Raw genomic sequence first — 24,614 nt, 5'->3', positions numbered from 1 at the left:
AACCTTTCTTTGTCTTTGTTTCGCTGGCGTGCCGAGCTTCCGGCAAACCTCCGCGTGCCTCGCGTCGCGGTAGTCGGTATTGCAGTTGTTCCCGCAATGATAGCGCGCTAGCCTGCAAGGAGACGCAACCACTGCGATAGGAGTAATGCGCATGATTCAACGAATCGCAGTGATGGTTGTCATCGTGTTCGGTATTTTAATGCCATGTGCAGGCGCAACCGCCGAGGACGCGCCGGCGCCTGATGATCTTCTCACCCTGGCGAAGGGAGCTGTCCTCGTTTCGGCCGCTGCCGATCCCCTCAGGGCGCTTGCCCTGACGGACGGCGATCCGGAAAGCAACTGGAACGCCTCGACGAAGAAGGTTCCGTTGCCGCATGTCTTCGTCTTTGAGTTGATCGCACCGGCGACGATCACGGAGGCGGGCATTATCGGTGCAGGCGACCGCCCCGGTGGCGTCGCCGGCGGATCGGCGGGTAATGTCTTGATCGAAGGGTCCGCTGAAGGGCCGGACGCCGGTTTCGCAACGCTCGCCACGCTTGACGCTGCGCCGAACGGCGAGACGCTTGCGCCAAGCGCCATCTCAACACCGGTTCGCTGGTTGCGTTACACCATAAACGGCGCGCAGTCCGCCGATGCGAGTTGGCTCTATTTCAACGAGGCGGCCGCACATGGAACGACGGTGGCCCCGTCCGATACGGATCGTTTCACCGGCGTGTTCCAGAGTGGCCGGGTCGATTTCATCGAACTCAAACAGGATGGTGCAGCACTGACGGGCTGCTACATCGAGAATAGTGGGCGCAGCACCGGCACTCTCTCCGGTTCGGTCAATGAAGGTGTGGCGCTCCTCAACTGGACCTCCGAGCAGGGGATTCAGGGCAATGCCTTCATGACCATCGATTCAAAAGGTGCCCTTGCCGGTGTTCGCTATCGCCAGCGAAGCCGAAACGCGTGGGGCGGTCCGCCCGCGCCAGAGGGGACCACGACGCCTTGCAGCGACATCCAGCCCGTCAACCCGATTGTCGCGGCGCTGCAGGAAGCCGGCGAAGTCCAGATCTACGGTATCCTTTTCAATCACGACAGCGATGTACCGAAGGCCTCTTCGCGCGCCGCGCTGGAACAGCTCCGCGAAGCGCTTGCATCCGATACGTCGCTGGATGTGACCATCGAGGGGCACACGGACTCCGACGGAGATGACGCCTACAACCTCGATCTGTCTCAGCGGCGCGCGGCGTCGGTGGTTTCCTGGCTCACGGATGCCGGCATCGAAGCGACGCGGATGCAGCCGGCTGGCAGGGGAGAGAGTGAACCGGTCGCCAGCAACAACACCGCGGACGGCAAGGCACTGAACCGCCGCGTTGAAGTCGTGCGGCGATAGGCCGAAGTCATTTTCCGGCGGGCATCGTTCAGCCCGAACATTACCAATATTTCATGTTGTGGAAAGCGGCATGTAATTTTGGCTTCCCTATATCTGTCCTCTAGGGCCGGAAACGCCGGCCTGCACAATTCAAACCGAGGACGTGAATTGATGACGACCCCTAACAATTCTTCTCGCAACTCCGTTACCCGCAAGCTCGCCGCCGCGCTGATCGCGACGACCGTGCTCGGCGTTGGCATTTCCGGCTTCTCCGCTGCGACCAGCGGCGTGGCCAATGCCGAGGCCGTGCGCATCGAGACGCCAGCCGTGGCGCCTGGCTTTGCAGACATTATCGAAAAAGTCTCGCCGGCCGTTGTGTCGGTTCGCGTCAAGTCGGACATCCAGCCCGCTTCCAGCGATTTCAGCTTCGGCGGCCGCGGCTTCGACGACCTTCCGGACGATCATCCGCTGAAGAAGTTCTTCCGTGAGTTCGGCCCCCAGTTCGGCGGTCCTGACAGCCGCGACGATCGTCGTTCGCAGCGCCCGCGCCGCGCGCGTCCGGTTTCCCAGGGCTCCGGCTTCTTCATTTCCGGAGACGGCTTTCTCGTCACCAACAACCACGTCATTGACGGCGGCACGGAATTCACCGTCGTGATGGATGACGGAACCGAATTGGACGCTGAACTGATCGGTTCCGATCAGCGCACCGACCTTGCCGTGCTGAAGGTCGAAGAAGACCGCGAGTTCACCTATGTGGACTTCGCAGACGACACCAAGGTCCGCGTCGGCGACTGGGTGGTTGCCGTTGGCAATCCCTTCGGCCTCGGCGGAACGGTCACGGCCGGTATCGTCTCGGCACGCGGTCGCGATATCGGCGCCGGCCCTTATGACGACTTCATCCAGATCGATGCGGCGGTCAACCGCGGCAACTCCGGCGGCCCGACCTTCAATCTCAACGGTGAAGTCGTCGGCGTGAACACGGCGATCTTCTCGCCGTCCGGCGGCAATGTCGGTATCGCGTTCGCCGTCCCGGCCTCCGTCGCCAAGGGCGTTGTGGCGGAGCTTATGGACGATGGTTCGGTTGAACGCGGCTGGCTCGGCGTCGCCATCCAGCCGGTGACCGCGGATATTGCGGAATCGCTGGGTATCGATCGGACGTCCGGCGCACTCGTCGCCGACCCGCAGGAAGACGCCCCGGCCGCCAAGGCGGGTATCCGCTCCGGCGACATCATCATCGCGGTAAACGGGAACGAGGTCGAAGGTCCGCGCGAGTTGGCGCGCCAGATCGCCGGTTTCGATCCGGGCACGAAAGTCGAAGTGACGATCATTCGCGGCGGCAAGGAACGTACCGTATCCGTCGAACTCGGTGAACTGCCTGGCGCCAAGACCGCTGCGGCAGCGCCGTCCACACCCGATCAGGCGTCCGAAACCGCGCTTGCCGATTTCGGCCTGACGGTTGCGCCGGCCGAGGACGGTAACGGCGTCGTGGTCACCGATGTCGATCCGGACAGCGCGGCAGCCGATGCCGGCATCCGCGCCGGCGAGAAGATCGTCGAGGTCAACAACGAGGCGGTCGCGACCGCGTCGGAGATCGAAAACGCTCTTGACGACGTCGCGAACTCCGGACGCAAGGCGGCCTTGATTTTGCTGGAACGTGACGACACCACCCGGTTTGTCGCCATGCCGATCGGCCGCGGCTGATCCCAAACTGTTTGGCTGCCCGGACGAACCATGTCATCCCCCCGGGCAGACAACACTGGCGGCGGCAGGCCTTCCCCCTCAACCTGCCGTCGCCAATCCTCTCCTTACGCCCCGGCTTTTCTTTGCCGTCGCACCGCGCGATAAACGTCCCATGAAAGTCCTGATCATAGAAGACGACACCGAGGCCGCCGCCTACCTGAAGAAGGCGATGGACGAGGCGGGCCATACGGCCGATGTCGCCCACAATGGCGATGACGGCTATGCGATGGCCGATACCGGAACCTATGACGCGCTCGTGGTCGACAGGATGCTGCCGAAGCGCGACGGGCTCTCCGTCATTTCGTCGCTGCGCGCCAAAGGCGACATGACCCCCGCGCTGGTCCTATCCGCGCTCGGGGAAGTCGATGACCGGGTTACCGGACTGCGCGCCGGCGGCGATGATTATCTCACAAAGCCTTACGCCTTCTCTGAACTGCTCGCTCGCCTCGAGGTCTTGTTGCGGCGTCAGAATGGCGTCGAGCATGAAACGCGCTACCAGGTTGGCGACCTCGTTCTGAACAGGCTTTCCCACGAGGTTCAGCGATCCGAACAGGTGATTGTGCTGCAACCGCGTGAATACCGATTGCTGGAATATCTCATGCGTCATTCCGGTCAGGTGGTGACCCGCACGATGCTTCTGGAGAATGTCTGGGATTACCATTTCGATCCGCAGACAAACGTCATCGACGTGCACATCTCGCGCCTGCGCTCGAAAATCGAAAAGGGTTTCGACAAGCCGCTCCTGCATACGATCCGCGGTGCGGGCTACATGATGCGCGACTGAGCCCGCCGCGATGAAACGCCTGCTCGCAGTCTTCAACACCACAGCAGCGCGCCTTTCGGCGCTCTATCTCGTTCTCTTCACCGCCTGCGCGGTATTCCTCGTCTTCTACATGACCGGTTCGGCGGCGCGCTTTCTCGTCAACGAGACGCAAAATGCGGTCGTCGATGAGGTGCGTGATCTCGGCCAGGTTTATCGCAGGGCAGGGCTCCGCGTTCTCGTGCGCGAAATCGACCGCCGGTCGCGCCGCCCCGGTGCCAATCTCTACATTATCGCCGACAACACCGGGCGCATCCTTTCCGGAAACGTGATCGCGCTGGAGCCGGGTGTCCTGGACAAGGAGGGATGGACCGAAAATCCCTTCGTCTATGCGCGATTCGGCGATGATGTCGATGTGATCGAGGACAGGGAAAAGGCGCCGCACGCATTGGCCCAGGTGATCGTCGTCAACAACGGCATGCGCATCCTCGTCGGTCGCGATCTCGGCGAACCGCAGCGATTCCGTGAAATCGTGCGGCAGGCACTGATCACGGCGCTCGGCGTCATGGCGCTCGGCGGGTTCCTGATCTGGTTCTTCGTCGGGCGGCGCGCCCTGCAGCGCATTGACCGTGTTTCGGAGGCGAGCGCGCGCATCGTGGCGGGCGATCTGTCGGGCCGCCTGCCGGTAACCGGCGCCAATGACGAGTTCGACCGGCTTTCGGCCAGTCTCAACACCATGATCGAGAAGATCTCGAAGCTGAATGACGGCTTGCGGGATGTCTCGGATTCCATCGCCCACGACCTGAAAACGCCGTTGACCCGCTTGCGCAACCGGGCCGAGGCCGCGTTGGCCCGTGATGGCGATGATGTGAAATATCGGACCGTCCTCGAGGACATGATCGGCGAGGCCGACCAGCTCATCAAGGTGTTCAACGCCTTGCTGCTGATCAGTCGTGTCGAGGCCGGATTTTCGAAACAGAAGCTGGACGACGTCGATCTTTCGGCGATTGCCGGTGAGGTTTGTGAGCTTTACGAACCGCTTGTCGAGGATGCCGGCATGGTGCTGGTCAACGAGGTCGAGGGGCCATTGCCGATCCCCGGAAACCGGGAATTGATCGGACAGGCCGTGACCAACCTGATCGACAACGCCATCAAATATGGTGCGACGGCCGGGGGCAAAATCATCATCTCGGCATCCGTGGACAAGGCGACGAACACTGTCCGCCTTTCCGTCGCCGACCAGGGGGCGGGTGTTGCCGACGAGGACAAGGAACGGGTCAAGGGCCGGTTCGTGCGTCTCGACGAAAGCCGCACCAAGCCCGGCTCCGGGCTCGGCCTCAGTCTCGTTTCCGCGATCATGAGCCTGCATGGCGGATCGCTCGACCTGAAAGATGGCGAGCCCGGACTGAAAGTCATCTTGTCATTCCCCGTCGCAAGGTCTTAGACCGGTCCGCACAGACTTGAATCGGTTTCGCGGCCTCGTCCTCCAAACCGTTGACGAGACTCGTGATATTGCGGAGGGGAGCTTGGCGGACGACGGCACGGCCTGGTTTGGAAAACCGGCGAAGACGATTCATCCCGGCGATGCGGCAGCGGCTGAGAAAGCGCACGGCATCCTTCTCGCGGCTTGCGAGAAGGCGGGTGCTGTCCGACTGGGCGAGGCTGTTCGCGATGGCGGCGAATTGTCCGAGTTCCTCGTCGCGGTGATGGTGCTGTCTCCCTTCCTCGGTCATCAGATCGAGCGACAGACGAACGTTCTTGAAAGCCTGTTCGATGTTCCCCTGACCGAGGCTCTGGAGTCGATCCTCCGGCGCACCGAAACAATGCGCCATGGAGAAGGGATCGCATCGAGCGAAGCCGAAATCATGACCGCTTTGCGCCGGGAGAAAGCAGTCCTCCACCTCCTGCTCGCACTTGGCGACATCGCCGGCGCGCTGCATGTCTGCGAAACGACCACATGGCTGTCACGGTTTGCGGAAACGGCATTGGGCGCTGCCGTCGCCTTCATCCTGCGCGATGCCCACAATACCGGCAAGCTGACCCTGTCGGATCCCGATGAGCCGGAGGCCGGCTCGGGGTGGATCATGCTCTCGATGGGAAAGCTTGGAGCCCATGAGCTGAATTACTCCTCGGATATCGATCTGATCGCACTGTTCGACCCCGATCCGGCGGGGCTGTCCTGGCCCGACCGTTACATGATCGGCGAAACCATGGGGCGGATGACGCGGCGTCTCGTGCGGATCATGCAGGAGCGCACGGGCGACGGTTACGTTTTCCGCACGGACCTCAGGCTGAGGCCGGATCCCGGCTCCACCCCGCTGGCGATCCCGGTCGAGGCGGCGCTCGTCTATTACGAGGCGCGCGGCCAGAACTGGGAACGCGCTGCCATGATCAAGGCGAAACCCGCCGCCGGCGATATCGAAGCCGCGGAGGGCTTCCTCTACGAATTGCGCCCATTCGTCTGGCGCAAGCATCTGGACTACGCAGCCATCGCCGATGTCCACTCGATCAAGCGGCAGATCCATGCCCACAAGGGACATGGGTCGATCGCGATCGAGGGGCATAACGTCAAGCTGGGGCGCGGCGGGATCCGCGAGATCGAGTTTTTCGTCCAGACCCAGCAGCTCATCTTCGGGGGCAGGGTGCCGGAGCTTCGCGGGCGCGGCACGATTGCCATGCTCGATGCGCTTGCCGAGCATGGCTGCATAGAACAGCAGGCGGCCGAGGTGCTTGGCCGGTGCTACGTCTTCCTGCGCCGCGTCGAGCACGCGATCCAGATGATCGCCGACGAACAGACCCACAAGCTCCCGGATGACCCGGCAGGCGTGGAGCGTGTCGCCCGGATGCTGGGATATGAGGACGCCGAAACGTTTCGCGCGGATTTGCTGGAAACGCTGCGAACGGTCGAGACCCACTATGCGGCCTTGTTCGAACACGAGGCCGAACTCGGCTCGGAAGGCAATCTTGTCTTTACGGGCGGCGAGTCGGACCCCGAAACGGTCGAAACCCTTTCCCGCATGGGCTATTCGCGCCCCGGCGACATCTGGCGGGTCGTCAGCCAGTGGCACATGGGCCGGTATCGGGCGGTGCAATCGGAGCGGGCTCGCTCCCGGCTGACCGAGATCACGCCGCTTCTTCTGAAGACCTTCGCGGAAAGCGGCCAGCCCGACGATGTGGTGATCGGCTTCGACCGGTTTCTGTCCGGGCTTCCCGCCGGCATCCAGGTCTTCTCCATGCTGCAATCCAACCCCCGGCTGATCCATCTGATGGCGCTGATCCTGTCCGCGGCGCCACGGCTTGGAGCGATCATCGCCGCAAAGCCGCTTGTCTTCGACGGCATGCTCGATCCGGCGTTCTTTACGGGTGTTCCCGCAAAGGAGGATCTGCGCGGACGACTTGAGGACTTTCTGGGCGAGGCGCGCGCTTATGAGGAAACGCTGGATCGTTTGCGTATCTTCGCCTCGGAGCAGCGCTTCCTGATCGGGGTACGGCTTCTGACGGGCAGCCTGGAGCCCTTGCGCGCCGGACAGGCTCTCGCCGATCTCGCCGAACTGATCGTCGAATATGCGCTCGAAGCGGCGCGTGACGCACTCGCCGAGAAACACGGCAACATCGAGGGGGGCGAGGTGTGCGTCATCGGACTGGGGCGTCTCGGTTCGCGCGAAATGACCGCAGGCAGCGACCTCGACCTAATTTTGCTCTACGACGCGCCCAATGACGCGGAGAGCGACGGCGAAAAGCCGCTCGTGGCCTCGATGTATTTCATGCGGCTTACACAGCGCCTCATGGCCGCGCTGACCGCGCCAACCGCCGAAGGCGTTCTCTACGAGGTCGACTTCCGCCTTCGCCCGTCGGGCAATATGGGGCCACTCGCGACATCGTTCCGGGGCTTTTCGAAGTACCAGCGCGAAGACGCATGGACATGGGAACACCAGGCGCTTTGCCGGGCGCGCACCGTCGCGGGCGATCCGGGCCTGCGCGAGAAGACGGAAACCGAGTTGACGGCAATCCTCGAGATGCCCCGCGATATCGAGAAACTGAAATCCGACATCGTCTCCATGCGCCGTCGTCTTTTGAAGGAGAAGCCGGCTCGTTCGCCCTGGGACGTCAAGCTGGCGGAAGGCGGCCTCACGGACGTCGATTTTATTGCCCAGTTCATGGTGTTGTCCGGCTTACCAAATCGTAATTTGAACGAACGCGACGCCGCGCATATCTTCAGGTCATCGGAAGATGACGGACTGGACAAAAACGCAAAGGATCTCCTTGTCCGCGCCTTTTCCGATTACACAGCGATCATGCAGATTGTCCGGTTGTGTTCGGAGAAGGGGTTCGACCCCGAAACCGCACCGAAAGGACTGATCGATCGACTGTGCGCGGCCGTCGGATTTCCGACATTGGAAACCTTGCGGGCGCACATTGCGGAGACCGAAGACAATGTGGCGGAGATATTCCGTTCCGTCCTTGGAGATCCGCGTTCCGAACCGTGAAGGGAAGCGCGGGTCGGCATTTCTACGCATCGGGGGTGACGAACGATGCAAAGGACGACTGTCATGAAAACCAATTCCAAGATCGTATTGCTTGTGGCCGGCGTTGCACTGTCCGCCACCGCACTTTCGACCGCCTACGCCCAGAACGCAGGCGGAAACCAGCTGGCGCCGCGCAACAACCAAGACTGCCAGGTTCAGCAGGGTGCCAACGGCAATGCGCCGTGCGCTCCGGGCGGGCAGGGCATGGCTCCCCAGGGCATGGGGCAGCAGGCCATGGGCTCCCGGGGCATGGGGCCGCGTGATGGCGACTTCCGTGGCAAGGGACACGGCAAATGGGGCCGCCAGATGGCTTCCAATGAGAACGGTCGACGTGGCCATGGCATGGACAATCGCGGCGGTCGCGGTTTCGGCGGCGAAGGTCGGCAAGGCCCGAATTTCGAGATCATGTTCCAGAAGGCCGACAAGGACAATTCCGGCACCGTGACGCTCGAGGAATTTGCGGCGACATCGCCGTTCACCTTCACCGATGCGGATGCTGACGGCGACGGCAACATCACCGCCGTGGAACTGGCCGATCAGATGCAGCGCCAGATGCTGCTTCGCCGCGCCGAACGCATGATCCAGCGCTTTGACACCGACAATGACGGTCAGGTTTCCACCGCCGAGATCGAAAGCCAGCGCAAGGAAATGTTCTCCCGTCTCGATATCGACGAGTCCGGCGCGATCGAACAGGATGAAATGAACCTGCGCGGCGGCGATCACCACAGGGGTGATCGCGGTGGGAAGTTCCACCGGTCTGGCGGCAAGGGGTGGGATCGCAACTGATCCCGCTATCGTTTTCCTGATCTCCAGTCAGGCAGGGGCCGTCTCGTGCGGCCCCTGTTTTTTGTTCGCTCCATCGCCCGTCTCGCGGACGTCGCTGGGGATGCGGACGGCGACGATTGTGCCCTTGTTCGGCTTCGAGCGGATTTTCAGCGATCCGCCATGCAGCTCTGTCAGCGATTTGGAAATCGCAAGGCCGAGCCCGGAGCCGGAGTGATTGCGCGTCAGCTGGTTCTGGACCTGCTCGAATGGGCGCCCGAGCCGTTTGAGAGCTGACGCCGGAATGCCGCAGCCCGTATCCTCGATCGAAATCTGAACCGCTCCCGAGACCGATTTCGCGCGAATGCGGATGCGGCCGCCTTCGCCGGTGAATTTGATTGCGTTCGAGAGCAGGTTGATGACGACCTGCTTCATGGCACGCTTGTCGGCGAAGATGCGGATAGTCTCGCCGATGGACTGTTCAACGGCGATGTCCTTTTCTTGCGCCTGTATCGCGATCATGTGCAGCGTCTCGTCGATCAGCGGCGCGAGGTCGAGTGTCTCGGGTTCGAGCTGCATCCGCCCGGCCTCGATTTTCGACATGTCGAGTATGTCGTTGATCACGCCGAGCAGGAAAGCGCCCGATGCGTGGATGTCGCTGACATATTCTTCGTAGCGGTCCGAACCGAGCGGCCCGAACATTCCCGACTGGAGAATTTCGGAAAAGCCGATGATCGCATTCAGCGGCGTGCGCAATTCGTGTGACATGTTCGCAAGGAAACCGGACTTCGCCTTGTTGGCCGCTTCGGCCCGGTCGCGCGCTTCCAGATATTTCGCGTTCAGCTCCTCGAGTTCGCCGGCCTTTTGCTGCGATGCCTTGCGCGCGACCGACAGATCGTCGATCGTCGCCATAAGGCGGCGCTCGCTCTCCATCAGTCTTTCCTGATGCAGCTTGAGCTGCGTGATGTCGGTGCCAACCGAAATCGTTCCGCCGCCCGACGTGCGTCGTTCGTTGACTTGCAGCCAGCGCCCGTCGGCGATCTGGCGCTCGAAGGTCTGTGCCTGGTGTTGGGTCTTCGGGCTGGGAATGCGCCTTTCGCTGACGGGTTGGCGCATCATCGAATTGATGGCCGAACGCTCCGCGCCCGGTTGAACGGCTTCCGGCGGAAGGCCGTTATATTCCTGGAACTTGGTGTTGCACATCACGAGACGGTCGTCGCTGTCCCACAGCGCAAAGGATTCCGACGTGCTCTCGATGGCGGCGCGCAGATTGTCGTTCGCGATGGCGTTCTCGGTTTCCAGCCGGTGCTGCTCGGTGACGTCGACGGCGATTCCGATCAGGTGAACGCCGCTGCCGCCTTTCTCCACGAGTTCGGTGCGGATTCGCATCCACCGATAGTGGCCGGCGGCGTGGCGCATGCGGAACAACTGATCGACCCTGCGGATTTCCTGTGCGGCGGCGCGCTGGGCGAGGTCGAACAGATCGATGTCTTCGGGATGGATGAGATCCTTCACCTCGCCGAAGGACAAGATGTCCTCGCTTGCCGCGTAGCCGAGCATGTCGAACATCGAGCGCGACCAGTAGATGCGTCCGCGTGCGAGATCCCAGTCCCACAGCCCGCAATGCCCGCGCGTCAGCGCGAGATCGACGCGCTTCTGGGTTTCGCAATAGGTCTCGTCGGCTTCCTTCGTCCGCGCGGCCTGTCCGAAATAGGCATAGAGCAGGATGATCAGGATCGATGAACTGGCGACGAACAGTGTTACGTTGAGCGAAACGCGCTTGCGCCACTGAGAGAAAAGATCGCCCTGCGATTGCATGACCGCGATGACGGCGTTGCCGCCGTCGAGTTTTGCGAATGCCGCGATATAGGTTTCCCCGTCGAGCGTCACCGGCTGCACGCCTGCGCCCGCACCGAAAAGGAAGAGGGCCTGTTCGCCGTGCAGTCGCTGCCGCAGGTTCTGGTTCAGTAAGCCGGCATCCTGTCCGCGTGCGGCGATGACCGTGGCCTTCGTGTCCGTAACGAGGATGAACCGACCGTTGAGCGTGGCTTCCTCGGGCAGTGCGCGCGCAAGAATGTGCTCGTACTGCGAAGCGGTCTCCGGCGCGAAGTCCGACTGGCGCGCGCTCTCGACAGCTGAGTTCGCGACACCGGATATCAGCGACAGGTAAAGCTGGCCGTCATGGATCGTCTCGGACCGGTCGGCGATCAGTGACATCGCGCGGGCGAGGAAAACGACACCCAGGAAAATCGTGATGAGGATCGGGATGGAGCGTTTGAGAAGCGGCTCCATCGCCTCCAGACGCGCATAGGCGGGACCGGCCAGGAACCGTGCATGGCCGGTCATTGTCGTAGAGCCGTCTATTCCCGCAATTGACAACACTTATCCCCTCGGCGCCGTAGGCTACCGTTACAGCCCCGCACAAAGGCCGCCTTTAACTTCTTGTCCTGAAACAGGATCCGGATACCGCACTCCCGAATCACCCATAATGAATCAAAAGTGATTCGGGCTGTCCAGTCGGAAGGGGAGATTTTTATCGTTGGCCCGGCCAATGACGGCCGGTCAGGTCAGCGTCCGGTCGAGGATATCCCGCACATCGCGCGAAAGATTTTGGCGCTCAGCCAGCGTGGCCATCGCACCGCGCGCCAGTTCGCGCCGTCCGGCTTCGAGGTTCTTCCAGGAACGCATCGCGGTCAGAAGACGTGCCGCGACCTGCGGATTATAGCCATCGATGCGGCCGATCGACTGGCAGAGGAACTGATAGCCTTTCCCGTCCGCGCGGTTGAACCCGGTCGGATTTCCTGTCGAGTACGCCCCGATCAATGCACGCACGCGGTTCGGATTGTCCCAGGCGAAGCCCGGATTTCCGGTCAGGGCCTTGACGGAATCGAGCGTCTTCGCACCCGGAGCCGTAGCCTGGATCATGAACCATTTGTCAATCACGATCGGCTCGGCGCGGAATTCCTGCTGGAAGGCGGCCAGGGCATCCAGGGTCTCGTCCGCCTTGGGCTTGAGATGCACCATCAGCGCAAGCGCGTGCGCGCGGTCCGTCATGTTGTCGGCATCGCCATAGACCTTGGCGGCGAGTTCGATATCGCCGGCGGCATGGCAGAGATAGGAAAGCGCGATGTTGCGCAGCGACCGTTTGCCGGCGCTGACCGCGTCGGGAGAGTAGGGGCCGTTCGCCTCAAGGCCATGGAACAGTCGTGCGAATATGCGTTCGCCGGCCTTGCCGAATTTCCTCGACGCGGCGGCATGCACCCGGTGGATTGCGTCGGGGTCGATATCGGATCCGATTTCACGGGCGATGTCGTTTTCGCCGGGTAACGTCAGGCAGAAGGCGCGGAATGCGTGTTCGTAACTGTCGTCCGACGCGATCTGAGTCAGAATATCGCAGGTGGCGAGATCCAGCACGTCGCCGGAATCGTCGTCCGTCCGGAAAGCCGCCTGTTTCATTTGGCGTGCGATGAGCGCCGAAAGGGCCTGCCAGCGGCCATATTCGTCGGGGTCGTTGCGGGCCAGGAAGGCGAGTTCGCCATCGTCCGGCTCGGGATAGATCGTCACCGGCGCGGAGAAACCGCGAAGAAGCGAAGGCACCGGCCGTTCCGCAATCCCTTCGAAGACGATCTCGTGTTTCGGCTTGGTAATATGGATGACATCGCCGGTCACATCCGCGCCCGATACGCCATTCCATTCCATGTCGCCCGCGCCGACAAGACCGAACTTGACGGGGATGTGCATCGGCGCGTGGGGCGCGCCTTCGACCGGCGGCTTGAGACGTTGTTCGACTGTCAGCGTGAACCGCTTCGCCGTCGCGTCATAGCTGTTCGAAACGATGAGGTTCGGTGTGCCCGGCTGCTCATACCAGAGCGCGAATTGTGACAGGTCCTTACCGCTCGCGTCCTCGAACGCCTTGATGAACTGCTCGATCGTCGCAGCCTCGCCGTCGTGGCGGTCGAAATAGAGATCGAGACCGGCGCGGAACTTTTCCGGCCCGAGTATGGTGCGGATCATGCGCACCACTTCGGAGCCCTTTTCGTAGACCGTCGCCGTGTAGAAGTTGTTGATCTCCGAGTAGCGGCGCGGCCGAACCGGATGAGCGAGCGGGCCGGCGTCTTCCGGGAACTGATGCGCCTTCAGGAGTTTTACCTCGGCGATCCGCTTGACCGTGCGCGAGCGCATGTCGGCGGAGAACTCATGATCGCGGAAAACCGTCAGCCCTTCCTTCAGGCAAAGCTGGAACCAGTCGCGGCAAGTGATTCTGTTGCCTGTCCAATTGTGGAAATACTCATGCGCGATGATCGCCTCGATATTCGCGTAGTCGGCGTCCGTCGCGGTGCGCTCATCGGCAAGGACATATTTGTCGTTGAAGACATTGAGCCCCTTGTTTTCCATCGCGCCCATGTTGAAATCCGAGACGGCGACGATCATGAAGACGTCGAGATCGTATTCCCGGCCGAACGCCTCCTCGTCCCACTTCATCGACCGTTTCAACGCGTCCATCGCATAGGCCGCACGGGGTTCCTTGCCGTGCTCGACATAGATTTCCAGCGCTATATCGCGACCCGACATGGTCGTGAAGCTGTCGCGGACGACGCCGAGATTGCCCGCGACCAGCGCGAAAAGGTAGGACGGCTTGGGGAAGGGGTCGTGCCACACGGCATAATGCCAGCCATTGTCGAGGACCCCGTCTTCGATCCGGTTGCCATTGGAAAGCAGAAGCGGCGCGTCCTCGGTGCGCGCCTCGATACGTACCGTGTAGACCGAAAGGACATCCGGACGGTCGAGGAAATAGGTGATGCGGCGAAATCCCTCCGCCTCGCACTGGGTGCAATAGGTCCCGCTGGAGCGGTAGAGACCCATCAGCTGCTTGTTGGCGGATGGATCGAGCGCCGTTTCGATCTCGACGGTAAACGTGTCGCTCTCCGGCAATTCGCCGATAGAGAGCGTGTCGGGCGATACTGTGTAGCCGTTCTCGGCCAGCGTCTCGCCATTGATCCGCAGGTCCTTCAGAACAAGTTCATCGCCGTCGAGCGTGAGCGGCGCATCCGCCGGCACGCCCTCGCGGCGCCGGATGCCGAGCTTGGCGCGCACAACGGTTGCGTCCGGCTGCAGGCTGAAGGACAGATCGGTCGTTTCGATGAGATAATCGCTCGGCCGATAATCCTCGAGGCGGATGACGGTTCCGGTTTCGGTGCGCATGCAGCATTCCTGTCTGACGGGATTTCTCGCAACCGGCCATGGGCGCGAGCGGCGAAACTTGTAACGGTGACGAGCCAAATGCTCGACATTCGGGTTTCATCGCATATGTTCCCAAACGCGAAATCAGCCGATGTTCACATGCGATGCCTTGGACATGGCGGATCAGAGGGATGAAATCAAGATGAATGTCGCACCGCCCAAATTCGGAGCAAAGTCGCTTATCGGAGCCGCTGTCCACCGTAAGGAGGACGACGCCTTCATTCGGGGGAAGGGGTGCTACACCTCGGATATCCGCAAGCCCGGCATGCTGGAAAGCTTCGTCGTCCGCTCGCCGATCGCCAATGCCGCGTTCCGTATTACGTCCGTTGAGGATGCGAGATCGGCGCCCGGCGTCCATCTCGTCCTCACCGCGGATGATATATCTCATCTCGGTACGCTGACCGCGATGGGCATGCAGCCCGGCCCCGACGGCACGAAGGCGCCTTACCGCCCGATCCCTGTGCTGGCCGCCGACCGCGTGCGCCATGTTGGCGACGCCATCGCCTTTGTGGTCGCCGACACGCTGGACCAGGCCAAGGATGCCGCCGAGCTGATCGAGATAGATTTCGACAGTGACGATGCGGTCACCACGATGACCGGTGCGATGGAAGACGGTGCGCCGCTTGTCTGGCCGGAAGCCGGCTCGAACACCGCATATCTTTTTGCGACGGGCGATCAGGACGCCGCGAAGAAGGCCTTCGCCAACGCGGCCCATGTCACGTCAATTGACTTCGTGCAGAACCGTCTTGTCTCCAATTACATGGAAACGAGGGCGGCCATCGGCGAATACGAAGAAGACGCCAATCGTTTCACGCTGACCTGCGGTTCGCAGGGCGTGCATGGCCAGCGCAACATCATACGCGATGGCGTTTTCGGCGGCGATATCGATTTGCGCGTCGTCACGCCCGATGTCGGCGGAGGATTCGGACCCAAAGGCTTCGTTTATCGCGAATATCCGCTGGTTCTCGAAGCGGCAAAGCGCCTGGGTAAGCCGGTTCGCTGGGTCGGTGACCGGACCGAACATTTTCTCGTCGATGCCCATGGTCGCGACAACACCGTCCATGCCGAGATGGCCATGGACGAAAATGGCAAGTTCCTGGCGCTGCGCATCGAACTGATTGCAGACATGGGCGCCTATACCCACCAGTTCGGTGTCGCGATTCCCTATTTCGGCGCGATGATGGCGACGGGCGTCTACGATATCCCGGTGCTCGACTTCAACTTGACCGGCGTCTTCACCAATACCGCTCCCGTAGATGCCTATCGTGGCGCAGGACGCCCGGAAGCCGCCTTTCTGATCGAAAAACTCGTCGATGCCTGTGCTCGTGACCTTGGTCTGCCGCGCGAGGAGTTGCGCCGGCGCAACTTCATTCGCCCCGACCAGATGCCCTACATGACGCAGGGTGGTCGCAACTACGATGTCGGAGAGTTCGAAGCCTGCATGGAGCAGGCGATGGAAAACGCCGGCTGGGCCGGGTTCGAGGAGCGGCTTGAGGCCTCAAAGGCAAACGGCAAGCTGCGCGGAATAGGCATGTCCTATTATATCGAGGCATGCGCCTTTGCGGGGTCCGAGCCCGCCTATGTGCAACTCCTCGACGACGGCACCATCACGATGGATATCGGGACGCAGTCCAACGGCCAGGGTCACGCCACCGCCTATGCCCAGTTCGTCGCCGAGACGCTCGGTCTCGATGTGGACAAGGTAACCGTGATCCAGGGAGATACGGACCGGCTTGCGAAGGGCGGCGGCACTGGCGGCTCGCGCTCAATCCCGCTTGGCGGCGTATCCGCCTATTACGCTGGAGAGGCGCTGGCGGAAAAGATCCGCAAGCTCGCCGCGGACGAACTGGAAGCATCCACCGACGATATCGAACTGGTCGGTGGCCAGGCTGTTGTCGCCGGAACCGACAAGTCGGTCTCCTTCGCCGATATCGCTGCGGCGGCCACCAATCCGGCCGACCTTAAAGCCGATGGCGAGTTCAAGCAGGATGAGGCGACCTATCCCAATGGATGCCACATCTGCGAGGTGGAAATCGATCCGGCGACCGGCGTGGTGGAGATTGTCGGTTTCACGATGGTCGATGATTACGGCCTGACCGTAAACCCGATGCTGCTGCTCGGCCAGGTGCATGGCGGCGTTGTGCAGGGTATCGGCCAAGCGCTCTACGAGGATGCCGTTTATGACGAGAGCGGCCAACTTCTGACCGCGACCTTCATGGATTACACCATGCCGCGCGCGGATTTTTTCCCGAATTTCGTATTCGACACCCGCAACGTGCCTTCGACCACCAATGCGCTCGGCATCAAGGGCGCGGGAGAGGCGGCGACAATCGGATCGACGCCCGCAGTGGTGAGCGCGGTCACCGACGCGTTGTGGCGCGCCAAAGGCATTGGTCACATCGACATGCCCGCATCGCCGCAGAAGGTATGGGCAGCGCTGAACGGCTGAAGGGCGGAGCTGATCCATGCGGGCGCTGGTCCAGAGGGTTTCCGAGGCGAGGGTCACCGTCGATGAAGTCGTGACGGGCGAAATCGGGACGGGCTTGCTCGTTCTCGTTTGCGCCATGCGTGACGACGCGGAGGCGCAGTCAGAATGGCTCGCACGAAAGGTCGTCAATCTGCGCATCTTCCGCGGCGAGCAGGACCGCATGAACCGCTCGCTGCTCGATATCGGCGGAAAGGCTCTGATTGTCAGCCAGTTCACGCTGGCTGCCGAGACAAAGGGCAACCGTCCCGGCTTTTCCGCCGCGGCCGCGCCTGACGAGGGTCGGCGGCTTTACGGGCATTTCTCCGAACAGGTGGCGAGCCATGGCGTTTCGGTCGCCAACGGCATCTTCGGCGCGGACATGAAGGTCGCGCTGGTCAATGACGGGCCGGTGACGATCTGGCTCGACACGGATTCGAAATGAGGTCGGGGGTCCCAGCGTCTCGGCGGCGGTCCTCAGATCAGCGAAGTCCGCGCCGTCTACCTTCAAGTACGGATCGTACTCTTGGGGAGCCTACGTGGAGGGGTCGCAGATAACCCGGTTACGGCCGGCATGCTTGGCCTGGTAGAGGCGCGCATCGGCGCGCTGCACCAACTGATCCCCGGTCTCGCCGGGTTGCAGATGAGCGATGCCGAATGAACTGGTGACCTTGCCGATCGGATCCTTGCCGCGTGACATCACAAGATTTGCGCTGTCCAGTTGCGCCATGATGTGCGTGATGAGGCGCTGCGCATTGCCGATCGTCGTGGAAGGCAGAATGATGCAGAACTCCTCGCCACCATAGCGTGCGACAAGGTCCTGGCCCTTCACGTTCTTCATCAGCAGGGCCGCGAAATATTTCAGGACGTCGTCTCCGACCTGGTGACCGAACGTGTCGTTGATGCGTTTGAAATGGTCGATATCGGCCATTACAAGGCAGAGTGGATTGCCCGTGCTGCGGGTTTCCGTCACGAGCCGCGTCAGGGCGCGCTCGAAGTAGCGGCGGTTCGACACATTGGTAAGGGGATCGCGGAACTCGTTCTCGCGTGATTTTTCAAGGCTCGTGCGCAGCTTGCGGACTTGAACGCGCGTCTGTTCGAGATCGCGGTTGAGCTTGACGGATTCGGCGCGCATGCGCGCGTTTTCCATCATCAGAACTTCCACGGTCTTGCGAACCTGCGCCGGTGTTGCGGCCGCGGAAAGCTCGTTCGCTCCCCGTTTAAGCGAACCCGAATAATGCTCGTTCGTCGCGAGGTGGCTGTGCACGCGTTGCATTGCCTTGTCCATCTCGCGGTCGAGATGATAGCCGAGCATTTCCTGCTGGCGTCGTTCGGTTTCGCCGGTGGCGAGATATTCCGAATGGAGCTGGCTCAACTCGTATGAGTCGATTGAGCCGTCCTTTTCGATGATTTCGCTGATTTCACGGCACAAAGCCTCGGGCCTGCCTGAAGCGAATGCGTACCAGACGTCAAAGTTCTTCGGCGTTGGCGGCGTTTTGTAGGTCTCGGCATAGCGCAGCGCCCTGCTGGAAAGGGAGACGGCCCGTTCGAATTCGAGATCGGCGGGTGCTCCGGTATCTTCGGTCCTTTTGTCGTCATGCGAGCGTTTCGGATTCTGAAGCATGGAACTGTTTTCTGCGAGAATGGGCCGTAACGGGAGCGGCGCGGGTACAAACGCACATTGTCGGTATGATCTCGACAGGATCGTCGAATGACCGCATCATGCGGTCGTTGCCCGAACCAACCCGCTAAATTTTGCAGTTTAATGTTAACATTCTGATACGAAAGACAGATTTTATCGTTTGGATCACGGCCTTTGCGCCGGCCACGAAATAGGGGCGTACACTTTAAAGTTGGGTTACTGTCGGGACACTCGCTTCATTTTACCGCACTCGCGGAAACTACGGCGGGAAGCGGGGAGGACAGAGTGCTGGAAGGTATCCGGATCATAGAGATCGAAGGGCTCGGACCAGGTCCGTTTGCCGCGATGACCTTCGCGGATCTCGGCGCCGATGTGGTAACGATTCATCGAAAGGATGTCGCCGGCGCGCCAGTTGCTGCGGAACGCAATTTGCTGGATCGCGGCAAGCGCTCGATCGCGCTCGATCTGAAGGACCCTGAAGACATAGTCACGGCCCGCTCGCTGATCGCCTCGGCCGATGGGCTGATCGAGGGGTTCAGGCCCGGCGTGATGGAGCGCCTGGGGCTCGGTCCCGATGAATGCCGTGCCGACAATCCGGCGCTTGTCTACGGGCGCATGACAGGTTGGGGTCAGGAGGGGCCGCTGGCGCAACGCGCGGGCCATGACCTGAATTACATCTCGCTCTCCGGCGCGCTCTGGTACGCGTCGCCGCCCGGGGAAGCGCCGGTTACACCGCCGACGCTGGTCGGCGATATCGGTGGCGGGGCGCTCTACCTCGTGATCGGCATGCTTGCGGCATTGCTGCGGGCGAAATCGACCGGTGAGGGGGAAGTGGTCGATGCCGCGATTGTCGACGGCTCCGCGCATATGATGAATCTGCTCATGTCGCTTTCGGCCAGCGGCGTCTTCTCGCTTCGGCGCGGCGGCAGCCTGCTCGACGGTCCGCATTGGAGCAGGACGTATCGCACATCCGACGGCGGCTTCGTATCGGTGCAATGCCTCGAGCCGAAATTCTATGGGCAGTTTCTGGATCGGTTGGGCCTCGCCGACGATCCGGAGTTCGTCCGCCAGTTCGACCAGACCCTGTGGCCCACTCTTCAGGAACGCCTGTCGACCATCTTTGTTCGGGAGACCCGAACGCACTGGACCGAACTGTTTCGCGATACGGACTGCTGTGTCGCCCCGGTCCTGGATCCCGGCGAGGCGGCCGGCGATCCCCATCTTGCGTCCCGGTCGGTCTGGCACGCGACTGATGGGCATTTGCAGGCCGCGCCGGCTCCGCGCTTCTCGAGTTCGTCGGGATGGACCCCGCGGCCAAGCCCTGCGCGAGGCGAGCATACGGCGGAAATCCTAGCGGAACTGGAACGTCTGCGCAGCCCATAGCGGCCCGTCCGGCGGCAGAGCTTCCCCGGTCTTCCGTGGCTGTGGCCGAACCGCCGAGTGCATCTGACGCGCCTTGCCCCCGCAACAGGGCGGCTGCCCGAGTCGCTTTGTGTATCGGGCAGGCGCCAAAATGGCTGACAACACGCCAGCGACGAAATAACGTCACCCCGGATTCGGTTCGACCTTCCGGGATACTCCCTTGCAAAAATTCTCCACTCTGCTGTTTGCCGCGCTTGTCTCCCTGTTCGCGACCTTTGCCTGGGGGCAGGAAAACGGCCTCATCGAAACGGGCGACCAGACGATCGGCGACAGCGAAATCGATGCGCGGATCGAAGCGATCCTTGATCAGCTCGACGGTCTCCAGACCGTGTTCGTGACCGTGCGTTCGGGCGTTGTCACGCTGCGCGGAAAGGTCCGCGAAATTGCGCTTGCCGATCAGGCCGGAGCGATAGCCTCGCGCGTGAAGGGCGTCGTCGCGGTCAAGAACCAGATCGAGGAAGTGACCTCGCTTTCGAGGCGTCTTTCGCCCGTTTATGAGCGGCTGGCCCACCGCGTTGTGCAGGCGATCGGGTATCTGCCTCTGCTCGCTGTCGCCGTCGTCTGTTGGGGCGCGATCTTCATGGTCGGATGGCTGGCGGCGCGGCGCGATTGGCCGTGGAGCCGCATCGCGCCGAACGCCTTCATCGCGGAACTGCTCCGGCAGATGGTCCGGCTCGCATTCTTTGTGCTTGGCGCGGTGATGGCGCTCGACATAATGGGCGCAACGGCCCTGCTTGGAACGATCCTGGGTGCTGCCGGCATCGTCGGTTTGGCGATCGGTTTCGCGGTCCGGGATACGGTCGAGAACTATATCGCCAGCATCCTCTTGTCCGTCCGCCAGCCCTTCCGGCCCAAGGACTATATCTGCATCGAGAGCTACGAAGGGTTCGTCATCGCGCTGACCTCGCGCGCAACGATCCTGATGGACCCCGACGGAAACCATATCCGGATCCCCAACGCCGCCGTCTTCAAGAGCAACATCACCAACTACAGCCGCAATCCGCAGCGGCGTTTTGTGTTCAAGCTCGGCATCGGGCCGGAAGGCAATTCCGACAAGGCGCTCGAGATCGTCCTCAAACGGATCAAGGCGCTCGATTTCGTCTTGAGCGATCCCGGCCCGGATGGTTGGATCGAGGAGATCGGAGACTCCACGATCAATCTCACATTCGTCGCCTGGATAGACCAGAACCAGACCAGCTTTCTGAAGGCGCGGTCGGAGGCGATGCGGCTTGCCAAGCGCGAGCTCGAGGCCAATGGCTTCACATTGCCCGAACCGACCTATCGGGTTCGCATGGCCGGCGAGGGCACCATGTCCGCGCCGGATACGACGACAAAAACCTCCGTTGTCGCCGACAGGCAGGAAAAGCCTGTCGCGGAAACCGAGGAGACGTCCGCGGTCAATGACACCAGTCCCGACGAGGCCGTGACCCGCAAGATCGACGAGGAACGAACGCATGCCGCCAAGGGTGATCTGCTCAGCGAGAAGGATCCGGACCAACTGAACGGCTAGCCGTGATACATGTGACGGCTTCCATCGCGGAGTTTATGGCGCTACGAACCGTGGTGAATGTCACCCGACGGTTCCTCACTTCCACAATCCCGACCCCTTCTGGCCATCGGTATGAAGGTCGGTTCCGTTTGCGCATTCATGGGAATGGCGACCGCGATCAAATATGCCGGGCAACTGCCCGCCGGGCAGATCGTCTTCTTCCGTTCATTCTTCGCGATTCTACCGATTGTCCTTTATCTCGTGATCGCGGGGCAACTCGCCGGCGCATGGAAGACGAAGCATCCCGTCGGCCACATCATGCGCGGCCTTGTCGGTGTTACGGCGATGGCGCTCGGCTTCATTGGCCTGACACGCCTGCCGTTGCCGGATTCGACAGCGATCGGCTATGCGCGCCCTCTGGTGACGGTGATACTCGGGGCCGTGTTGCTGGGCGAGGTGGTGCGTCGCTACCGCTGGGGAGCGGTCATCGCCGGCCTTGTCGGCGTGCTCGTGATCTCCTGGCCGAAACTTCAGCTTTTCCGCGGTGACGGCGGGTTTGGCGGGGACGAAGCCATCGGAGTCCTGGCGACCTTCGCTTCGGCCTGTATCGCGGGTCTCGCAACCGTGCTGGTGCGACGGTTGGTCGACACCGAGAGGACGGCGACCATCGTCCTGTATTTCTCGGTCACCGCCACGGTGTTTTCGCTGGTGACGATTCCCTTCGGCTGGGAAGCCTTGTCGACCACGCAGACCATTTCCCTCGTCCTGTCAGGTTTCTTCGGGGGTCTCGGCCAGATCCTGCTGACCGAAAGCTATCGCCACGGCGAGGTGTCGACAATCGCGCCGTTCGAATACACCTCGGTCATCCTTTCCATTGTGATCGGATATTTCGTCTTCACCGAAGTGCCCGGCTGGGCGACGATCATCGGATCGGCCATCGTGACCGGCTCCGGTATCTTCATCATATATCGCGAGCACCGGCTTGGCCTCGAGCGCGGCAAGGCGCGACGGGCCGTGACACCTCAGGGCTGACGCGGATTTCAGGTTACGGTTTCCTCGGCGCGCGGATCGAGCTGGATGCCTTCCGGGGTCTGCGCTGACGCGTTAGGTGGCGCGTAGGTGAAGTCGGTCATTTCGTCCTGCGGAACCGCATCGCGCCGGGTCAGACGCCAGGCGGCATAGAAGGTGAAGGCAAGGAAGGAAAGCGCCATCATGGCAAATATCCCCGCCGGGCCGATCACGTTCATGAAGCCGCCTGCGATCACCGGTCCGGCCATAGAGCCGACGCCGTAGATGATCAGAAGCCCCGACGACACTTCGACGAAATCGTCGGGCGAGGCATGGTCGTTCGCGTGGGCGACGATGATCGAATAGAGCGGCATCAGCACGCCGCCGAACAGGAACATCAACACGAAAAGCATGGTCAGCGATGTCCCCGCCGTCATCGCCAGAAGCGTGGCCAGAACGACCCCGGCCGTCGTCGTCGCGATGATGACATGGCGGCGGTCCGTCCGGTCGGAATACCGCCCGATTGGAAACTGGAAGACCATGCCGCCGATCATGACCAGCGCCATGGTCGTGGCGATCTGGGCCTGCGTCAGCCCAGCGGCCTGAAGAAAGACCGGCGTCTGGAAACTGTATGCGCCGAAAGCAGCGCCCGTCACCGCGACCCCGACGAAGGCGAGCGGCGAGTTCGCGAACAGCTTGCGCAGGTCGAGTGAGACCTGGGCCAGCGGTTTCGGCGAGGAGGCGTTGGACAGTCCGGTGGGGATCACGGCCGCGGCGAACAGCATCGCCGAAACCATGAACAGCGTCGCCATTGCCGGATTGGCCGCCGCGAGAAGGAATTGGCCGCTCATCAGGCCGATCATGGTCACCACCATGTAGACCGAGAAAATCTTTCCGCGCTCTTCATTCGGCGCTTTCTCGTTCAGCCAGCTCTCGACGATCATGTAGGTGCCGGCAAGCGCGAAACCGCCGATGCCCCGCGTGATAATCCACGCGACGGGGTGGACGATCAGCGCATGCATCAGGATCGACATGGCGAGGGCTGCGGCCAGGACCGCATAGACGCGCACATGACCGACACGCAGCACCATCCGCGGCACGAACAGGCAGCCCGCCGTGAAGCAGAGCGCATAGCCGAAGCCGATCCAGCCGATGACGAACGGACTCCAGCCCTCGATCGCGGCGCGGATCGGCAGCAGCACGCCGACAAGCCCGTTGCCGGCGAGAAGCAGAAATGTCGATGTCAGCAGTCCCGCGACCGGACCGACGAGTTGCAGCATTGTGAGTCTCCGGCTTGTCCGATGCACGCCTAACGCGGATGGGTGAAAGGCGCATGAAAGAGAGGCGACGAATGATGCCTCGAATACGCCGTCATGAATCCGGCGTTGTCGTTTCGAGCCGGTCCCGTATCTTCAGGAGATCGGCCCAAGCATAGCGCTTCTGTGCGGTTTGTTCTAGCAGGTAGCGCGGTTGCAGCGTGGCGATCGCCGGCACTTCGAACCCGCCAGCCGTCCGCACCGCTTTCCACTCGCCGCGCAAATTGAGAATATCCGCTGACGCGCCGAGCATGATCCGCGCTGCGCCGTTTCCGAGCAGGACCAGGAAGGCGGGGCGGGCGAGTTCGATCTGGCGCTCCACGAACGGCTTGCAGATCGCGGATTGCAGCGGGGAAGGCGCACTGTTGCCAGGCACCCGCCACGGAACCGCGAAGCCGAGATAGCAGTCGTCACGCGACCGCCCGATGGCCGCCAGCATCCGGTCGAACAATTGTCCTTCCGGCCCGGTGATCGCATCTCCGCTGGCGTCGTCGTCTCGCCCGGGCGCATCCGAAATCATCATCATGGGCGCATCACGGTTGCCGCCCTCGAAAACCGTGTGCCGCGCGGTGAGCTTGAGATTGCAGCCGTCGAAGGCCTCAACGGCCTTTTTCAGGTCGTCCAGCGTCTCCGCACCGGCCGCGACCTTGCTCGCGAGCGCGATCACATCCGAATCCGGCATGGCCGGGAGTCGCGCCGGCGCGGTCGGAGGCGGCGCGGTTTGCTGTCTGGGGGCGGGCTGTTCGGCAGCCTGCGACGAAATCTCGAACCGATCCGGCGCGTCGTCGGACAGCGGAAAATCGAGCCCGCTTTCCGCATAAAAGCGCAGCAGGCTTTCCAGTTCGCCCCGCGTCATGTCCGTCGCCTTGACCATGCCTAACCTTTCGCAG

Annotated in this window: 16 protein-coding genes; 11 read left to right on the top strand and 5 right to left on the bottom strand. The window is 62.0% G+C overall.

Annotation, left to right across the window (positions count from 1 at the left end):
* Positions 1-151: 151 nt before the first annotated feature.
* The 6 genes from ACQK2M_RS18390 to ACQK2M_RS18365 all read left to right on the top strand — a co-directional run bounded on the left by ACQK2M_RS18390 (position 152) and on the right by ACQK2M_RS18365 (position 9,166).
* Positions 152-1,375 (top strand): OmpA family protein, encoded by a 1,224-nt coding sequence (locus ACQK2M_RS18390; RefSeq protein ID WP_425418980.1) that lies wholly within the window; start codon positions 152-154, stop codon positions 1,373-1,375.
* Positions 1,376-1,525: 150 nt separating this feature from the next.
* On the top strand, positions 1,526-3,055 hold the full coding sequence (locus ACQK2M_RS18385) for a Do family serine endopeptidase (protein WP_425418979.1): 1,530 nt from the start codon (positions 1,526-1,528) through the stop codon (positions 3,053-3,055).
* A 151-nt stretch (positions 3,056-3,206) separates the two neighbouring features.
* Positions 3,207-3,878 carry a winged helix-turn-helix domain-containing protein gene (locus ACQK2M_RS18380; RefSeq protein WP_425418978.1) on the top strand — a complete coding sequence of 224 codons (672 nt, stop codon included), beginning with the start codon at positions 3,207-3,209 and terminating at the stop codon, positions 3,876-3,878.
* Between the two features lie 10 nt (positions 3,879-3,888).
* On the top strand, positions 3,889-5,298 hold the full coding sequence (locus tag ACQK2M_RS18375; protein WP_425418977.1) for a sensor histidine kinase: 1,410 nt from the start codon (positions 3,889-3,891) through the stop codon (positions 5,296-5,298).
* An 82-nt stretch (positions 5,299-5,380) separates the two neighbouring features.
* Positions 5,381-8,341 (top strand): bifunctional [glutamine synthetase] adenylyltransferase/[glutamine synthetase]-adenylyl-L-tyrosine phosphorylase, encoded by a 2,961-nt coding sequence (locus ACQK2M_RS18370; protein ID WP_425418976.1) that lies wholly within the window; start codon positions 5,381-5,383, stop codon positions 8,339-8,341.
* 63 nt (positions 8,342-8,404) lie between these two features.
* On the top strand, positions 8,405-9,166 hold the full coding sequence (locus tag ACQK2M_RS18365) for an EF-hand domain-containing protein (protein ID WP_425418975.1): 762 nt from the start codon (positions 8,405-8,407) through the stop codon (positions 9,164-9,166).
* A gap of 27 nt (positions 9,167-9,193) precedes the next feature.
* Here ACQK2M_RS18365 and ACQK2M_RS18360 read toward each other — a convergent pair whose 3' ends face one another.
* Positions 9,194-11,488 (bottom strand): PAS domain-containing sensor histidine kinase, encoded by a 2,295-nt coding sequence (locus tag ACQK2M_RS18360; protein ID WP_425418974.1) that lies wholly within the window; start codon positions 11,486-11,488, stop codon positions 9,194-9,196.
* A gap of 216 nt (positions 11,489-11,704) precedes the next feature.
* Positions 11,705-14,344 (bottom strand): aminopeptidase N, encoded by a 2,640-nt coding sequence (gene pepN / locus ACQK2M_RS18355; RefSeq protein WP_425418973.1) that lies wholly within the window; start codon positions 14,342-14,344, stop codon positions 11,705-11,707.
* Between the two features lie 181 nt (positions 14,345-14,525).
* Here pepN and ACQK2M_RS18350 point away from each other — a divergent pair, with 181 nt between their 5' ends.
* Both ACQK2M_RS18350 and dtd read left to right on the top strand, forming a co-directional pair.
* Entirely contained in the window at positions 14,526-16,832 is a 2,307-nt protein-coding gene (locus ACQK2M_RS18350) for a xanthine dehydrogenase family protein molybdopterin-binding subunit (RefSeq protein WP_425418972.1), read from the top strand.
* Positions 16,833-16,848: 16 nt separating this feature from the next.
* Entirely contained in the window at positions 16,849-17,292 is a 444-nt protein-coding gene (gene dtd / locus ACQK2M_RS18345) for a D-aminoacyl-tRNA deacylase (RefSeq protein ID WP_425418971.1), read from the top strand.
* 90 nt (positions 17,293-17,382) lie between these two features.
* On the opposite strand, the gene ACQK2M_RS18340 is transcribed toward dtd, so the two are convergent.
* Entirely contained in the window at positions 17,383-18,471 is a 1,089-nt protein-coding gene (locus tag ACQK2M_RS18340; protein ID WP_425418970.1) for a GGDEF domain-containing protein, read from the bottom strand.
* Between the two features lie 303 nt (positions 18,472-18,774).
* On the opposite strand from ACQK2M_RS18340, the gene ACQK2M_RS18335 reads away from it, so the two are divergent.
* The 3 genes from ACQK2M_RS18335 to ACQK2M_RS18325 all read left to right on the top strand — a co-directional run bounded on the left by ACQK2M_RS18335 (position 18,775) and on the right by ACQK2M_RS18325 (position 22,432).
* A complete protein-coding gene (locus ACQK2M_RS18335) occupies positions 18,775-19,872 on the top strand; it encodes a CaiB/BaiF CoA transferase family protein (protein ID WP_425418969.1) in 1,098 nt (365 codons plus the stop codon).
* Between the two features lie 199 nt (positions 19,873-20,071).
* A complete protein-coding gene (locus ACQK2M_RS18330; RefSeq protein ID WP_425418968.1) occupies positions 20,072-21,421 on the top strand; it encodes a mechanosensitive ion channel domain-containing protein in 1,350 nt (449 codons plus the stop codon).
* Between the two features lie 111 nt (positions 21,422-21,532).
* A complete protein-coding gene (locus ACQK2M_RS18325) occupies positions 21,533-22,432 on the top strand; it encodes a DMT family transporter (protein WP_425418967.1) in 900 nt (299 codons plus the stop codon).
* An 8-nt stretch (positions 22,433-22,440) separates the two neighbouring features.
* On the opposite strand, the gene ACQK2M_RS18320 is transcribed toward ACQK2M_RS18325, so the two are convergent.
* Together ACQK2M_RS18320 and ACQK2M_RS18315 are read right to left on the bottom strand one after the other, a co-directional pair.
* Positions 22,441-23,688: an MFS transporter gene (locus ACQK2M_RS18320; RefSeq protein WP_425418966.1), complete on the bottom strand. Its 1,248-nt coding sequence runs from the start codon at positions 23,686-23,688 to the stop codon at positions 22,441-22,443.
* Between the two features lie 91 nt (positions 23,689-23,779).
* Positions 23,780-24,598 (bottom strand): uracil-DNA glycosylase, encoded by an 819-nt coding sequence (locus tag ACQK2M_RS18315; RefSeq protein ID WP_425418965.1) that lies wholly within the window; start codon positions 24,596-24,598, stop codon positions 23,780-23,782.
* Positions 24,599-24,614 lie beyond the last annotated feature (16 nt).

The organism is Oricola indica, assembly GCF_965227485.1.
Classification (GTDB): domain Bacteria; phylum Pseudomonadota; class Alphaproteobacteria; order Rhizobiales; family Rhizobiaceae; genus Oricola; species Oricola indica.
This window is presented reverse-complemented; position numbering and strand designations above follow the sequence as displayed.